We start from the raw sequence: 15,548 nt of genomic DNA, 5'->3' as shown, positions 1-15,548 counted from the left end.
CGGGGCGCGCGCCCCGGCGCCGCGGGCCCGGCCGTCAGCGCAGCGAGAGGGTCCAGCGGCGCGGGACGGTCGTGGTCAGCAGCACGCGGGTGCCGCTGGGCACCAGGTCGCCGCCGAGCCACGTGTAGCGCTCGCCGGGGTCGACGACCGGGGGCTGGCGGGGACCCGACCCGGTGCCCGGACCGAAGCGGACCTCGTCCCCGCCGCTGCGCCAGGTCCCCCACCCCTCGACGAGCTGGTGCACCGCGGGCGCGCCCTCGGAGGCCTCCTGCAGCACGACGGTGCCCTCCAGCTCGCCCTCGCCGTCGAAGGCGAGCTCGACCACGGCCGGCACGTCGCCGTCCCCCTCGGTGCCGCCCACCGCGAACTCGACGTCGAACCCGCGGCGCAGGTCGCCGGCCACCGGCCGCACCACGACCGTCGTCTCCAGCACGCGCTCGTCGCGCACGCGCTCGTCGAAGCTCATGGCGGCCCAGAACCGGCCCTCGCCGGTCAGGTCGTAGTCGCCGTCCGGGCGGCGGCGCCCGGGCGGCAGCGGCTGGTAGTACCCGGCGGTGATGCGCTGCGACGTGCGGAACGCCGAGCCGGCCAGCGGTTCGAGGCCGTGCCCGCGGAAGTGGCCGGTGGAGAAGAAGCGCGGGGAGAAGCGCACCGAGCTCAGCACCGCCGCGCCGCGCCGGTAGCGCAGGAAGGTGGGGTTCGTGGCCAGGCCGGAGGCGATGGGGCCGGGCCGGTCCTCGTCCTCGCCGCCGTCGGTGCCGGCGTAGACGGTGGCGGTGCAGTCGCCGGCGCGCAGCCGGGCCAGCCCGCTGCCGGGCAGGACGCGCGTGCCGTCGGCCCGCCACGGCCGCGGTCGCGGCAGGCGCGCGGCCAGGTCGGGGTGCACCAGCAGCTGCGCCCACAGGTCCGCGTCGCCGTGGCGGGCCGCGTCGTCGGTGCGCGCCAGCAGTTCCCGCACCACGGCGGCGTAGCGGCCGTCGCCCTCGAGCAGCGCCATCTCGCGGAACTGCAGCAGCCCGTCGGCGAGGTCCTTGCGCTGGCCCTGGTCCTGCCGCCGCGACTGCACGGACTCCACCGCGCCGTCGTCCTCGGCGAGCACCAGCTGCACGTCCAGGTTGCGCCGCACGACGGCGCGCAGGTCGACGCGGCCGGTGCAGCGGGCCACCGCCAGCAGCGAGGGGTTGGTCACCGCGAAGGCGTAGTTCGGGCTGCGCTCGGAGTACTGCCCGTCCGCGTCGACGTCGATCCCCTCGGCCAGCCACTCCTCGATCCGGCGGCGGTGGGCCGGGTCCGGCAGCAGCAGGTCGGTCTGCGCCAGTGCCGCGCTGACCTCCCAGCGGTGGTTCGGGGTGTGCACCCCGCCCGTGGCCAGGGCGCGACCGGCCGCCGCGAGGACGGCGGTGACGTCCTCGCGGGCCGCGCGCAGGGGGTCCGCCCCGCCGTGCGGGGCGGCCGCGCGCAGCAGGGTCAGCAGCTCGCACAGGTCACGCACGACGAACGCGGTGTCCGGCGGCGTGTGCAGGTTGCCCACGTCGAAGGTGCCGTCGCGGTGCTGGTCGGCGCGCAGCGCTGCGGCCGCCTCGGTGACCGCAGCGGCCAGCGCCGGGTCGTCGTGGAACGCCGAGCGGGGGCTGACGTGCAGGGCGGCCAGGCGCAGCGCCGAGCGGGCCACGGCGCGGTACGGCCACAGCCCCTCGATCTGCGCCCGGTAGCCCTCCAGGACGCCGGGGGCGGCGGCCTCGGCGGCGCGCAGCGCCCGCTCGACGAAGGGGCGGTCCAGGTCGGGACGGGTGAACGGGTCCAGCGCGGGGGCGGCGGGCCCCGGGGAGCCTGCGGGGGTGGGGGTGTCGGCCGCCGCGGGAGCCGCGACGGCGGCACTCCCCCCGGTGACCCCGGCGACGAACGTCCTGCGGCTGAGCACCACGATCCTCCTCGATCGTCAGGCAAGCGGTTACCCAGGTCTACCGCACCGTCACACCCCGGCACCAGGGTCGCGCGGTGCGCCCCGGCGAGCGGCCGGGTCGACCCGTCGGGAAGTACCTGTCACCAGCGGTACCGCTTACCGCCGGTGCGGCGTACTGTTGCCGCGGGCCGCGCCGCCGCGGTTCCCGCCACTGAACGAGGAGGTCCCGTGGCCCGCCCCACCCCCGCCGCGCGCAGCGTCGTGTTCGCCGACGGCGTGCGCACCCCCTTCGGCAAGGCCCGGCCCGACGGGCTCTACGCCGAGACCCGCGCCGACGACCTCGTCGTCGCCTGCCTGCGGGAACTGCTGCGCCGCAACCCCTCCCTGCCGCCCGAGCGGGTGGAGGAGGTCGCGATCGCGGCTGCCACGCAGAGCGGGGACCAGGGCCTGGTCCTGGGCCGCAGCGCCGCCCTGCTGGCCGGGCTGCCGGTGACCACTCCCGGCTACGCCGTCGACCGCTGGTGCGCCGGCGCCATGACCGCCGCGACGACCACCGCCGCCTCCATCGCCGTCGGCGCCCTCGACGTGGCGCTGGCCGGCGGCGTGGAGCACATGGGCCACCACCCCCTGGGGCAGGGCCTGGACCCCAACCCCCGCTTCCTCACCGAGCGCATCGTCTCCCCCGAGGCCCTGGACATGGGCAAGACCGCCGAGGCGCTGCACGACCGCTTCCCGCAGCTCACCCGGCAGCGCGCCGACGAGTACGCCGCCGCGAGCCAGCAGAAGTTCGCGAGGGCCGTGGCCGACGGCCGGGTCGGCGCCGACCTCGTGCCCGTCGCCGTGGCCGGTTCCGCGAAGGGCTGGGGGCTGGCCACCGCCGACGAGCTCGCCCGCCCCGACACGACGGTGGAGGGCCTGGCGGGCCTGCGCACCCCCTTCCGCCCGCACGGGCGCGTCACCGCCGGCAACGCCTCCCCCCTCACCGACGGTGCCACGGCGTGCCTGCTCGCCGAGGAGGGGACCGCCGCGGACCTGGGGCTCGAGGCCCGCATGCGCCTGGTCGGCTTCGGCTACGCCGGCGTCGAGCCGGAGGTCATGGGCCTGGGGCCGATCCCCTCCACCGAGAAGGCGCTGGCCCGCGCCGGACTGACGATCGACGACGTCGGCCTGTTCGAGCTGAACGAGGCGTTCGCCGTGCAGGTCCTGTCCTTCCTGGACCACTTCGGCATCGCCGACGACGACGAGCGCGTCAACCCCTACGGCGGCGCCATCGCGATCGGCCACCCGCTGGCGGCCTCCGGCGTGCGGCTGATGAGCCAGCTGGCCCGGCAGTTCGCCGAGCACCCCGAGGTCCGCTACGGCCTGACCGCGATGTGCGTCGGGCTCGGCCAGGGCGGCACGGTCATCTGGGAGAACCCGCACCACGCCGCGTACGAACCCACCACCGCGAGCGCCGGGGAGGCCCGCTGATGCCCGTCCACGTCCGCACCCTCGACCTGCCCGGCGCGCCCGGGGAGTCCACCGGGCAGCCCGGTTCCCGCCGCCTCGCCCTGCTGACCCTGGACCCGGGCGAGCCGCGCAAGCCGTTCGTGCTGGGCGCCGAGACGCTGGGGAGGTTGCGCGAGGCGCTGGAGGAGGCGCAGCGCCTGGCCGCCGCCGGCGAGGTCGTCGCCCTGGGGATCACCGGCGTGCAGGGGGTGTTCTGCGCCGGGGCGGACCTGAAGTCCATGGCCGCCACCCCCGACCGCGAGACCGGGCTCGCCACCGGGCGCCTCGGCCACGACGTCCTCGGCCGGCTCGGCACCCTCGGCGTGCCGACCTTCGCGTACGTCAACGGCCTGGCCCTGGGCGGTGGGCTGGAGACCGCGCTGCACGCCACGTACCGCACCGTCGCCACCACCGTCCGCGGCCTGGGCCTGCCCGAGACCCACCTGGGTCTGGTGCCCGGCTGGGGCGGCACCTGGCTGCTGCCGCACCTGGCCGGTCCCGACGTCGCCGTGCGCATCGCCGTGGAGAACGCTCTGGCGAACAACCGCACGATCACCGGTCCCGAGGCCGTGGAGCTCGGCATCGCGGACCTGGCCGCCGAACCCGCCGACTTCCTGCTGCAGTCGCTGCGCTGGACCTCGGCCGTCCTCGCCGGCGAGGTGCAGGTGCCGCGGCGGGTCCCGCTGCCCGACGCGGAGGAGGCCGCCGCGTGGGAGGCGGCCGTCGCCCGCGGTCGCGCCGTGGCCGACGCCCGCGTGCGCGGCGCCGCGCCCGCCCCCTACCGGGCGCTCGACCTGATCGCCGCCGCGCGCACGAACACCCGTGAGGAGCACTTCGCCACCGAGGACGCCGCGATCGGTGACCTCGTCGTCTCGCCGCAGCTGCGCGCCGGGCTCTACGCGTTCGACCTCGTGCAACGCTACGGCAGGAAGCCCACCGGGGCGCCGCCGAAGGAGCTGGCGCGGAAGGTCACCTCCGCGGGCGTCGTCGGCGCCGGGCTGATGGCCAGCCAGATCGCGCTGCTGCTCCTGCACCGGCTGCAGGTGCCCGTGGTGCTCACCGACGTCGACGAGGCCCGCGTCGTCAAGGGGGTCGAGTCCGTGCGGTCCGGCGTGGACGACCTGCTCGCCAAGGGGCGCGTCACCCCCGACGTGGCGAACCGGCTCAAGGCGTCGGTGTCGGGATCGGTGGGCAAGTCCGCCCTCGCCGGCTGCGACCTCGTGATCGAGGCGGTGTTCGAGGAGATGGCCGTCAAGCACGCCGTGCTGCGCGAGCTGGAACCCCTGCTGCGCGAGGACGCCGTCATCGCCACCAACACCAGTTCCCTGTCGGTCACGGAGATGGCCTCGGCGCTGGAGCACCCCGAGCGGTTCGTCGGGTTCCACTTCTTCAACCCCGTCGCGGTGCTGCCGCTGGTGGAGGTCGTGCGCACGAAGCGCACCGACGACGCGACGCTGGCCACCGCGTTCGCGGTGGGCGCGCGGCTGAAGAAGACGTGCGTGCTGGTGCGCGACGCCCCCGCGTTCGTCGTCAACCGGATCTCCACCCGCATGTTCGACGAGGTGGTGCGCGCCGTGGACGCGGGGACCCCGCTGGTGGAGGCCGAGCACGCCCTCGACGAGCTGGGCCTGCCGATGACGCCGTTCCGGCTGGCGTCGTTCGTCGGCCCCGCCGTCATGCTGCACGTGCACGAGACGCTCGCCGCGGCGTTCCCCGACCGCTACCGCGTCTCGCCGAACCTGCGCCGCTGGGTCGAGGCGGGCGCCCCCGACCTCGTCACCCCCAGGGGGCCGGTGGAGCCCACCGGTGCCGCCGAGCGCGTGTTCCGGCAGGGCACCGACCCCGTCAGCGGCCCCGACCTGCTGCGCCGGGTGCAGGACGCCCTGGCCGACGAGGTGCGCCGCGTCCTCGACGAGGGTGTGGTGGCCGGCCCGCAGGACGTCGACGTGTGCCTCGTGCTGGGCACCGGGCACCCGCTGTTCACCGGCGGCATCACGCCCTACCTGGACCGGGTCGGCGCCTCCGAGCGCGTCACCGGTCGCCGCTTCCACGAGGACTGACCGCTCGCCGGCCGCGGTGCCGCACCCTCCGGGACCGCGGGGCCCGGGGCGGTGCGGGTGCAGCCGCGGCCGGCGGCCTTGGCCTCGTACAACGCCGCGTCGGCGCGCGCGACGAGCTGGTCCACCTCCTCCGCGCCGTCCCAGACGGCCAGGCCGGCCGAGAAGGACTGCCCCTGCGGCACCAGGCCGCGCAGCTGCGCCAGGAGCTGCTCGGCGTGCCGCGGGCCCAGCCCCTCGGCGACCAGCACGAACTCCTCCCCGCCCCAGCGCGCCACCAGGGCCCCGGTGCCGGCCAGCCGATCGCTCCACGCCCGCGCAGCGCCGGCCAGGAGCCGGTCCCCGGCGGGGTGCCCGAAGGTGTCGTTGAACCGCTTGAAGCGGTCCAGGTCCAGCACGGCCAGCACCAGCGGAGTGCCGGCGGCCAGGGCGCGGTCCCGCAGCCGCTCGGTCTCGGCGGTGGCGCGGCGCCGGTTCGCCAGCCCCGTCAGCGGGTCGGTGCGGGCCAGCTCGGCGAGCTGGTCGGCCTGCTCACGCACCCGGCGCAGCAGGGTCCACACCCGCGCCACCACCAGGAGGAAGAGGACGCTGGAGGACAGCACCACCGCCCACGCCGACAGCGGCGCACCGGTCAGCAGCTGCACCGCGAGGGTCCCCGGGGCCAGCAGGCTCGCACCGGCCAGCAGCAGCAGCCGCGGCACGCCCACGTCCGCGCCCTCGCGCGGGGCGGGGTCGGACAGCCGACGCATCGAGGGGTGCAGCGCCGCGGCCCCCCACAGCAGGTAGGAGACCAGCCACACCGGGTCCAGGGCCGTGCCGTCGTAGCCGGTGGCGACGTAGGCGACCTGGTAGGCGACGTCGGCGGCGAGCATGGTGACCGCGGCCGCCGCCAGCAGGCGGAACGCGCACGAGCGGGCGCCCGTGGCCGACAGCAGCCGCACGAGCACCGCCAGGAGGGTCACGTCCGCGACGGGGTACGCCGCGGCGACCACCCCGCCGAGCAGGTCGCCCTCCAGCTCCGCGAGCGCCGGGCGCAGCAGGAACGCCCACGACAGCAGCCCCGCGCCGACCGACAGGATCGTCGCGTCGATGACCCCCTCGAGGTCCTGCCCGGGTCTGGCCCGCCGGGCCAGCGAGAGCAGGGAGGCGGCCAGCAGCGGGTAGGCCAGCAGGTAGGCGACGTCGGGGGGTGCGGGGTAGGCCCGGGAGCCCAGGACGTCGTAGACGAGGGTGTAGAGCACGTCGCCCAGCGCCCAGCAGCCCATCCCGGCCGCCATGCACCACCAGGCGCCCGGGTGCACCGGGCGGTGCACCCGCACCCCCAGCACGATCGCGGCGGCGCTGGAGGCCGAGACCGCGGCGAACACCGCGTCGCGGGCGGTGCCCCGCAGGCACAGGCAGGCGACGGTCAGCAGCCCCGCGAGCAGGAGGTACCCGATCCACAGCGGGAGCCGGCGGACGCGGGAGATCACGCTGGAGCATCGGCGCGCCGGGGCGCGCTCTTCACCCCCTGCGCGCTGCGGGATGATGGGGGCATGTCCGACGCCAGCACCGCGCCCGCACCCCAGCACCGCCCGGACGGCACCGCCGCCGGCGTCTCGGTCCCCGACCGCCCCACCGTGGACGGGCTGGAGCAGCGCTGGGCGCCGGCGTGGGAGGAGGCGGGCACCTACGCCTTCGACCGCACCGCCGAGCGCGCCGACGTCTACTCCATCGACACGCCGCCCCCGACGGTCTCCGGCTCGCTGCACGTCGGGCACGTCTTCAGCTACACCCACACCGACGTGGTGGCCCGCTTCCAGCGCATGCGCGGCAAGTCGGTCTTCTACCCGATGGGCTGGGACGACAACGGCCTGCCCACCGAGCGGCGCGTGCAGAACTACTTCGGCGTGCGCTGCGACCCCTCGCTGCCCCACGACCCCTCCTTCACGCCGCCGGAGAAGGCACCGAAGAACGACCGCGACTTCGTGCAGGTCTCCCGCCGCAACTTCGTGGAGCTGTGCGAGCGGCTGACCGCCGAGGACGAGCAGGTCTTCGAGTCGCTGTGGCGGCGCCTGGGGCTGTCGGTGGACTGGACGCACACCTACTCCACGATCTCCGGGGACTCCCGCGCCGCCGCGCAGCGCGCGTTCCTGCGCAACCTCGCCCGCGGCGAGGCGTACGCCGCCGAGGCCCCCACCCTGTGGGACACCACGTTCCGCACCGCGGTGGCGCAGGCGGAGCTGGAGGACCGCGAGCGCGAGGGCGCCTACCACCGCGTCGCGTTCGAGCGCACCGACGGCGGCGAGCCGGTCTTCATCGAGACCACCCGCCCGGTGCTCATCCCGGCCGTCGTGGCCCTGGTGGCCCACCCCGACGACGAGCGCTACCAGCCGCTGTTCGGCTCCACGGTGCGCTCACCGCTGTTCGGGGTCGAGGTGCCCGTGGTGGCGCACCGCCTCGCCGAGCCGGACAAGGGTTCCGGCATCGCGATGATCTGCACCTTCGGCGACACCACCGACGTGACGTGGTGGCGCGAGCTGCAGCTGCCCACCCGCGCCGTCATCGGCTGGGACGGCCGGCTGGTGCGCGAGACGCCCGAGTGGATCGCCGGCGGTCCCGGCGAGGAGCTGTGGGCCGAGATCGGCGGCGCCACCGTGCACACCGCGCAGGAGAAGGTCGTCGCCGCGCTGCGCGAGTCCGGCGCGATGGTCGGCGAGCCGAAGAAGATCACGCACCCGGTGAAGTTCTACGAGAAGGGCGACCGCCCCCTCGAGATCGTCACCACCCGCCAGTGGTACCTGCGCAACGGCGGCCGCGACGAGCAGCTGCGCGAGCAGCTGCTCGCGCGGGGCGCGCAGCTCACCTGGTACCCCGAGCACATGAAGCACCGGTACGACCACTGGGTCTCCGGCCTCAACGGCGACTGGCTGATCTCCCGCCAGCGCTTCTTCGGCGTGCCGTTCCCCGTCTGGTACCCGCTCGACGCCGACGGCGCACCCCGCTACGACGCGCCGATCCTGCCCGCGGAGTCCGCGCTGCCGGTGGACCCCGCCTCCGAGACCCCGCCCGGCTACGACGAGTCGCAGCGCGGGGCGCCCGGCGGCTTCAGCGCCGACCCCGACGTGATGGACACGTGGGCCACCTCCTCGCTGACCCCGCAGATCGCCGGGGGCTGGGAGCGCGACCCCGACCTGTACGGCCGCGTCTTCCCCATGGACCTGCGCCCGCAGGGGCAGGACATCATCCGCACCTGGCTGTTCTCCACCGTCGTGCGCTCGCACCTGGAGACCGGCGGGCTGCCGTGGTCGCGCACCGCGCTGTCCGGCTGGATCCTCGACCCGGACCGCAAGAAGATGTCCAAGTCCAAGGGCAACGTCGTCACGCCGCTGGCGCTGCTGGAGGAGCACGGCTCCGACGCGGTGCGCTACTGGGCGGCGTCCTCGCGGCTGGGCACCGACGCCACCTTCGACACCGGGCAGATGAAGGTCGGCCGCCGGCTGGCGATGAAGCTGCTCAACGCCTCCAAGTTCGTCCTCGGCCTGGGGGTCGAGCGCGGCACCGCCGCCGACCCCGCCGCGGTCACCGAGGCCGTCGACGCGTCGGTCCTGGTGCAACTGGCCGCCGTCGTGCGCCAGGCCACCGACGCCTTCGAGCGCTACGACCACGCCACCGCCCTCGACGTCACCGAGAAGTTCTTCTGGACCTTCTGCGACGACTGGGTCGAGCTCGTCAAGGACCGCGCCTACGGCACCCGCGGCGAGGCACCCGCCGCGTCCGCGCGCGCCACGGCGGCCCTGGCGCTGCGCACCCTGCTCCGGCTGTTCGCCCCGTTCCTGCCGTTCGCGGCGGAGGAGGTCTGGTCGTGGTGGCAGGACGGTTCGGTGCACACCGCGTCGTGGCCCACCACCGACGAGCTCGGCGCGCCCGACGGGACCGCCACCGGCGTCCTGGGGGCGGCCGGTCAGGCGCTGTCGGCGCTGCGCAAGGTCAAGAGCGAGGCGAAGGTCTCGCAGAAGACCCCGCTGACGGCGGCCACGGTGTCCGGTCCCGCCGGGGTGATCGCCGACGCCGCCCGCGCGGAGGCCGACGTGCTGGCCGCGAGCCGCGCGGCCTCGATCACCTGGCAGGAGGTGCCGGTCGCCGCGGGCGAGCAGGCACCGGTGCTGACCGCGAAGGCGGAGATCGCCGAGCAGGACTGACGTTCCGCTCCCGACGGGGCCGCTCCCTCACGGGGTGCGGCCCCGTCGCGTTCCCCGTCGCGTTCTCGGGGGCCGTGGTGGGACGGTGACGGGCGTCCGGAGCCCGCGCCTGAACGCGCCGGGCGACGGGTGCACCCGAGCCGGGCGCGGGCGGGGAGCCCGACGGCCGGAACACCTCGCCACCCGGCCACGAACCCCCACCGCCGCACCGGGGAAGCGCGAGGCCCCGCGGTGCAGACGCACCACGGGGCCTCGCGCGGGGAGACGGCCGATCAGCGCTCGACGGTCCCGGCGATGAACGCCTCGACGGCGGCGCGGCCGGTCTCGTCGTCGCGCTGCTCCGGCGGGGACTTCATGAAGTACGCCGACGGGGACAGCAGCGGGCCGCCGATGCCGCGGTCCAGGCCGATCTTGGCGGCGCGCACGGCGTCGATGATGACGCCGGCGGAGTTCGGGGAGTCCCAGACCTCCAGCTTGTACTCGAGGTTCAGCGGCACGCCGCCGAACGCCTCGCCCTCCAGGCGCACGTACGCCCACTTGCGGTCGTCGAGCCACTGGACGTAGTCGCTGGGGCCGATGTGCACGTCGCGGGTGCCGAAGTCCGCCTGGACGTTGCTGGTGACGGCCTGCGTCTTCGAGGTCTTCTTGGACTCCAGCCGGTCGCGCTCCAGCATGTTCTTGAAGTCCATGTTGCCGCCGACGTTGAGCTGGTAGGTCCGCTTGAGCTTGATGCCGCGGTCCTCCAGCAGCTTGGCCAGCACCCGGTGGGTGATGGTCGCGCCGACCTGGGACTTGATGTCGTCGCCGACGATGGGCAGGCCCGCGTCGGTGAACTTCTGCGCCCACTCGGGGGTGCTGGCGATGAAGACGGGCAGGGCGTTGACGAAGGCGCAGCCGGCGTCGATGGCGCACTGGGCGTAGAACTTCGCCGCGTCCTCCGAGCCCACCGGCAGGTAGCAGACGACGACGTCGACACGCGCCTCGCGCAGCGCGGCGACGACGTCGACCGGTTCCGCCGTGGACTCGGTGATGGTCTCGCGGTAGTAGCGGCCCAGGCCGTCGAGGGTGTGCCCGCGCTGGACGGTGACGCCGGTGGGCGGCACGTCGGCGATCTTGATGGTGTTGTTCTCGCTGGCGCCGATGGCGTCGGCGAGGTCGGTGCCGACCTTCTTGTCGTCGACGTCGAAGGCGGCGACGAACTTGACGTCCCGCACGTGGTACTCGCCGAACTCGACGTGCATGAGGCCGGGGACGGTCGCGGCCTCGTCGGCGTCCGCGTAGTGGTGGACGCCCTGGACGAGGGAGGCGGCGCAGTTGCCGACCCCCACGATCGCGACGCGGATCTCGGACATCAACTCTCCTCGGGAGGGGCTGCGGCCGGAACGCCCGGCCGGGCGGGGGCACGGCGTTCGGCCGTGATGAGGCGGTCGAGCCAGTCGACCTCGCTGCGGACGGTCTCCAGGCCGTGGCGCTGGGCCTCCAGGGCGTACGCGTCGAGCTGGGCCTGGGTCCGCTCGATCGACACCGACAACTGCTCCAGGCGTTCCAGCAGCCGGGCCCGGCGGCCCTCGAGGATGCGCAGCCGCGTGCGGGGGGCGACGCGCTGGAACAGGGCCAGGCGCACCCCGAACGCGTCGTCCTCCCAGGCGGCGGGACCGGCCTCCTCGAGCAGCTCGGCCAGCCGTTCCCTGCCGTGCTCGGTGATCTCGTACACGACACGGGAGCGCTTGGAGCTCACCGTGCCCGGTGCGCGCTGCTCGGCCGTCTCGGTGAGGCAACCGCCGGCCTGCAGGGCGCGCAGGCACGGGTAGAGCGTGCCGTAGGACAGCGCGCGGAAGGCACCCAGCCGGTCGTCCAGGCGGCGGCGGACCTCGTAGCCGTGCAGAGGGCCCTCGGCGAGGAGGGCCAGCACCGCCAGGGGCAGCACGTCACCGCGCTTGCGCACCACCGACCACCCCTCCACCGCCTCTTCCGATGCATCGGTTCGATGCATCGAGAGGACATTAGGGGCGAGCGGTCGCGGTGACAACCCCCGGGCCCCGGGGGCGTGTCGCGGGACCCGCCCCGACGGGCGGGGAGGGGGCGGTACGGTTCCCCCGTGCACCCCGAGGCCGCAGACCACCTGGAGCGCGAACTGGCCGTCCTGCTGCGCCGATCGCGGGCGATCAGCCGGGAGACGGCCCGCACGGTGCACCCCGACCTCGAACCGGAGGCGTACAGCCTGCTGGTCCGCCTGGACGACGTGGGCGAGGCCCGCCCCTCGGACCTGGCCACGTTCTTCGGCATCGGCAAGCCGACGTTGAGCCGGCAGGTGCAGCTGCTGGAGTCCCTGGGCCTGATCGAGCGCTCCACCGACCCCACGGACGGCCGGGCGGTGCGCCTGCGCCTGTCCCCCACCGGCGCGAGCCAGCTGCACGCCGCCCGCCTCGCGCGCCGCGAGCGGCTGCACGCGCGCCTGCAGGACTGGTCCGAGGAGGACATGACGCAGCTGGCCACGCTCGTGGCTCGCCTGAACTCCCAGCTCTGACCCCGCCGGGGCCCTGCACCCCGGCGCGCACCGCCCCTGACGCGACCCCCGTGGAGCCACCTGCGCCCGGGAACCCGCTTGCGTGCTGCAACCACACGGTCATATGGTTGCTTGCACACACCAACCGCTCTCCAGGGGTCGTCCATGGCCACCACCACCGCCTGCGCCGCGCTCGTCTCGGTGCTGCCCCACCTCCTGCGGGCACGCCGCCACCTCGCCGGTGCCGCGTCGCCGCCCACCACGGCGGCTCTCGCCGTCGTGCACGAGCACGGCAGCCTGCGCACCACCGAGGTCGCCGAGCAGCTCGGCCTGGACCTGTCCACCGTCAGCCGCCACGTCGGCCACCTGCGCACCCGGGGGCTGCTGGAGGCGTCCCCCGACCCCGACGACGGCCGCTCCCACCGCCTCACCGTGACAGCCGCCGGCCGGGCGGAGCTGAGCGCCCAGCGCGACCGCGTGGTCAGCGCCCTCGCGGCGCGCCTGGCCGACTGGGACGACGCCGAGATCCACCACCTCACCCGGCTGCTGCAGAAGCTGGCCACCACCGCACAGGAGAAGACCTTGCAGGGGAACGCATGAGCACCACCGCAACGCCGCCGCAGGCGGCTCCCGTGAAGATGAGCCACAAGGAGGTCCTCGAGGCGCTCTCCGGGCTGCTGCTCGGCATGTTCGTCGCGATCCTGTCCTCCACGGTCGTCTCCAACGCCCTCCCCACGATCGTCAACGACCTCGACGGCACGGAGTCCAGCTACACCTGGGTCGTCACCGCAGCCCTGCTGGCCACGACGATCTCCACCCCGATCTGGGGCAAGCTGGCGGACACCTTCTCCAAGAAGCTGCTCGTCCAGATCGCCCTCGTCGTGTTCGTCGTCGCCTCCGCGATCGCGGGCCTGTCGACGAGCATGGGCATGCTCATCGCGCTGCGCGTCGTGCAGGGCATCGGCGGCGGTGGGCTGATGGCGCTGGCCCAGGTCATCCTCGCCTCGATGGTCAGCCCGCGCGAGCGTGGCCGCTACTCCGGCTACCTGGGCGCCACCTTCGCCGTGGCCACCGTCGGAGGCCCCCTCATCGGCGGCGTCCTCACCGAGCACCTGTCCTGGCACTGGTGCTTCTACGTCGGCGTCCCCTTCGCGGTCATCGCCTTCTTCGTCCTGCAGTTCCGCCTCAAGCTCCCCGCGCAGCCCCGGCACGAGGTCCACATCGACTACCTGGGCGCCCTGCTGCTGGCGGGCGGCGTCTCCGCGCTTCTCGTCTGGGTGTCCCTGGCGGGGAACGAGTTCGCGTGGGGCTCGTGGTGGACCGTCGCCCTCGTCGGGGCCGGCGTGGTGCTCCTGGCCCTCACCGTGCTCGCCGAGTCCCGGGCCAAGGCCCCGATCGTCCCGCTGAAGTTCTTCCGCGAGCCGACCATCGCGCTGTCCGCCCTGGCCAGCCTGTTCGTCGGCGTGGCGATGTTCGGCGCGACGATCTTCCTCAGCCAGTACTTCCAGCTGGGCCGGGGCCAGTCGCCCACCCGCTCGGGCCTGTCGACCATCCCGATGATCGCCGGCCTGTTCCTGTCCTCCACGATCGCCGGGCAGTTCATCACCCGCACCGGCAGGTGGAAGGGGTGGCTGGTCGCAGGCGGCGTGCTCCTCACCGCCGGCCTGGCCCTCATGGGCACGATCGCCCACGACACCGCCTACTGGACCGTGGCCGTCTACATGGCCCTCGTCGGCCTCGGCGTCGGCATGATGATGCAGAACCTCGTGCTCGCCGTGCAGAACGTCGCCGCCCCGCAGGACCTCGGCTCGGCCAGCTCCTTCATCGCCTTCTCCCGCAGCCTCGGCGGTGCCGTCGGCGTCTCCGCGCTGGGCGCCGTGCTCGGCCACCGGGTCACCGACCACCTGCTCGACGGGCTGGAGACGGCCGGCATCGACCCGGCCGCCACCGGCTCGCTCAGCTCCGGCGGCGGGATCCCCGACCTGTCGGCGCTCCCCGGGCAGCTGCGCACGGTCGTCATGTCCGCCTACGGCTCCGGCATCGCCGACGTCTTCCTCCTGGCCGCCCCGTTCGCCCTCGTGGCCCTCGTCGCGAGCCTCTTCTTCAAGGAACGCGCACTGCGCGACGACGACGGCGACCGGGGTGCCTCGCCGACCATGGTCCCCGAGACGGCCACCGCCACCGGCACCACCCCGGTGCAGCTGCCCGTCGCCGACGGCACCGCCACGGCCCGCGCCACCGGCGGCGTTCCCGCGCAGAGCTCCCGCGCCGCCTCGCGCACCGGCACGGGGCTGGGCGTCTCCGGCGCCGTGCGACACGCCGACGGCCGCCCGCTGCCGGAGGCGGTGGTGACCCTGGCCGACCAGAGCGGCCAGCAGGTGGCGCGCACCACCAGCGCCGCCGACGGCACCTACCGCGTGGACCTGCCCACGGGAGGCACATACCTGCTCATCGTGGCCGCCCCGCACGTGGCCCCCTCGGCGGCGCTGGTCGCCGTCGGCGGCACCCCGGTGCGGCGCGACGTGGTCCTCAGCGGGCGCTCCGCCATCACCGGGCGGGTCCTGGCCCACGAACCGGCCGCCGACGCCGACCGCGGCGTGACCGGGGCGCTGGTCACGCTGACCGACGTCACCGGGCGGGTCGTCGGCTCCACCCGCAGCGGCGAGGACGGCGGCTACTCCTTCAGCGACCTGGTGGGCGGCGCGTACGTGCTCACCGCCCAGAGCGGTGCGCACCGCCCGCTGGCCCGGAGCGTCGACGTCCCCGACTCCGGGGCGCTGGCCTGCGACCTGCTGCTGTCCGGGGGCGGGCGCCTCACCGGCACCGTCGTCGCCGCCAGCGACGGTCGCCGCCTCCCCGAGGCGACCGTCACCCTGGTGGACGCCGACGGCCAGGTCGTCGGCTCGACGGTCACCGACGCCGACGGCGGCTACGGCTTCGAGGACCTCGCCGGTGGGCACTACACGCTCACGGCCTCGGGGTTCGCCCCCGTGGCCACGAGCGTGGACGTGGCGGAGGGCACCGTCTGCGCGGTGCAGGTGACGCTCGGAGCAGCAGCCGGTGAGCCGGCCCCCCACACCCGGGCGCAGCAGCCGTGACCGGGCAGGAGGGCACCGGCCGGGCCCGTCCCGCCGCGGGCACCGCGGGGCCGCAGGCCGGTGCGGTCGCCGGTGAGGGGCGGGTGCTCACCCGGGAGGGCTGGCCCGTGCCCGGCGCCTCCGTCACGCTGCTCGGCGCCGACGGCACCCAGGTGGCGCGCGCCGTCACCGGCGGCGACGGCACCTTCGCCCTGCCCGCCGTGCGGCCCGGGGGGGGGGGGGGCGGGGGGGGGGGGGGGGGGGGGGGGCCCCGGGCGCGGCCCGCGCAGCCGGTGGGGGGCCCCCGCCCCCTCGCGCGCGCGGCGGGGGGGGCGG

At 75.3% G+C, this 15,548-nt stretch carries 11 protein-coding genes; 7 read left to right on the top strand and 4 right to left on the bottom strand.

Going from position 1 to position 15,548, the window contains the following annotated elements; all coding sequences use genetic code 11:
* Window positions 1–34 precede the first annotated feature (34 nt).
* Window positions 35–1,921: a hypothetical protein gene (locus tag ACRYR8_RS18880; RefSeq protein WP_432483739.1), complete on the bottom strand. Its 1,887-nt coding sequence runs from the start codon at window positions 1,919–1,921 to the stop codon at window positions 35–37.
* Window positions 1,922–2,131: 210 nt separating this feature from the next.
* On the opposite strand from ACRYR8_RS18880, the gene ACRYR8_RS18875 reads away from it, so the two are divergent.
* Together ACRYR8_RS18875 and ACRYR8_RS18870 are read left to right on the top strand one after the other, a co-directional pair.
* Entirely contained in the window at window positions 2,132–3,373 is a 1,242-nt protein-coding gene (locus ACRYR8_RS18875) for a thiolase family protein (RefSeq protein ID WP_432483737.1), read from the top strand.
* Window positions 3,373–5,451 carry a 3-hydroxyacyl-CoA dehydrogenase NAD-binding domain-containing protein gene (locus tag ACRYR8_RS18870; protein WP_432483735.1) on the top strand — a complete coding sequence of 693 codons (2,079 nt, stop codon included), beginning with the start codon at window positions 3,373–3,375 and terminating at the stop codon, window positions 5,449–5,451. The genes ACRYR8_RS18875 and ACRYR8_RS18870 overlap by 1 nt, the downstream gene beginning before the upstream one ends.
* On the opposite strand, the gene ACRYR8_RS18865 is transcribed toward ACRYR8_RS18870, so the two are convergent.
* Entirely contained in the window at window positions 5,391–6,920 is a 1,530-nt protein-coding gene (locus ACRYR8_RS18865) for a GGDEF domain-containing protein (protein ID WP_432483733.1), read from the bottom strand. The two genes, ACRYR8_RS18870 and ACRYR8_RS18865, sit on opposite strands and share 61 nt — an antisense overlap.
* Window positions 6,921–6,983: 63 nt before the next feature.
* Here ACRYR8_RS18865 and valS point away from each other — a divergent pair, with 63 nt between their 5' ends.
* The gene (gene valS, locus ACRYR8_RS18860; protein ID WP_432483731.1) at window positions 6,984–9,629 is read left to right on the top strand and encodes a valine--tRNA ligase; all 2,646 of its coding nucleotides are present in this window, start codon (window positions 6,984–6,986) and stop codon (window positions 9,627–9,629) included.
* 272 nt (window positions 9,630–9,901) lie between these two features.
* Here the strand turns inward: valS and ACRYR8_RS18855 are convergent, their stop codons facing one another.
* Both ACRYR8_RS18855 and ACRYR8_RS18850 read right to left on the bottom strand, forming a co-directional pair.
* On the bottom strand, window positions 9,902–10,981 hold the full coding sequence (locus ACRYR8_RS18855) for an inositol-3-phosphate synthase (RefSeq protein ID WP_432486138.1): 1,080 nt from the start codon (window positions 10,979–10,981) through the stop codon (window positions 9,902–9,904).
* Window positions 10,981–11,622 (bottom strand): PadR family transcriptional regulator, encoded by a 642-nt coding sequence (locus ACRYR8_RS18850; RefSeq protein WP_432486175.1) that lies wholly within the window; start codon window positions 11,620–11,622, stop codon window positions 10,981–10,983. Before ACRYR8_RS18850 ends, ACRYR8_RS18855 begins: the two co-directional genes overlap by 1 nt.
* Before the next feature lie 105 nt (window positions 11,623–11,727).
* Here ACRYR8_RS18850 and ACRYR8_RS18845 point away from each other — a divergent pair, with 105 nt between their 5' ends.
* The 4 genes from ACRYR8_RS18845 to ACRYR8_RS18830 form a co-directional block, all read left to right on the top strand.
* The gene (locus ACRYR8_RS18845) at window positions 11,728–12,156 is read left to right on the top strand and encodes a MarR family winged helix-turn-helix transcriptional regulator (RefSeq protein ID WP_432486136.1); all 429 of its coding nucleotides are present in this window, start codon (window positions 11,728–11,730) and stop codon (window positions 12,154–12,156) included.
* Window positions 12,157–12,300: 144 nt separating this feature from the next.
* Window positions 12,301–12,735, top strand: coding sequence for a MarR family winged helix-turn-helix transcriptional regulator (locus tag ACRYR8_RS18840; protein WP_432486135.1), 435 nt, complete (start codon window positions 12,301–12,303; stop codon window positions 12,733–12,735).
* 38 nt (window positions 12,736–12,773) lie between these two features.
* Entirely contained in the window at window positions 12,774–15,233 is a 2,460-nt protein-coding gene (locus ACRYR8_RS18835) for an MFS transporter (protein ID WP_459079036.1), read from the top strand.
* Window positions 15,230–15,548: carboxypeptidase-like regulatory domain-containing protein (locus ACRYR8_RS18830; protein ID WP_432486174.1), on the top strand; the 319-nt coding region annotated here is incomplete at its 3' end. The genes ACRYR8_RS18835 and ACRYR8_RS18830, both read left to right, overlap by 4 nt.

It is taken from the genome of Kineococcus esterisolvens, from assembly GCF_050871405.1.
Lineage (GTDB): Bacteria > Actinomycetota > Actinomycetes > Actinomycetales > Kineococcaceae > Kineococcus.
The sequence above is the reverse complement of the archived record's forward strand: the minus strand, read 5'-3'. Positions and strand labels throughout refer to the sequence as shown.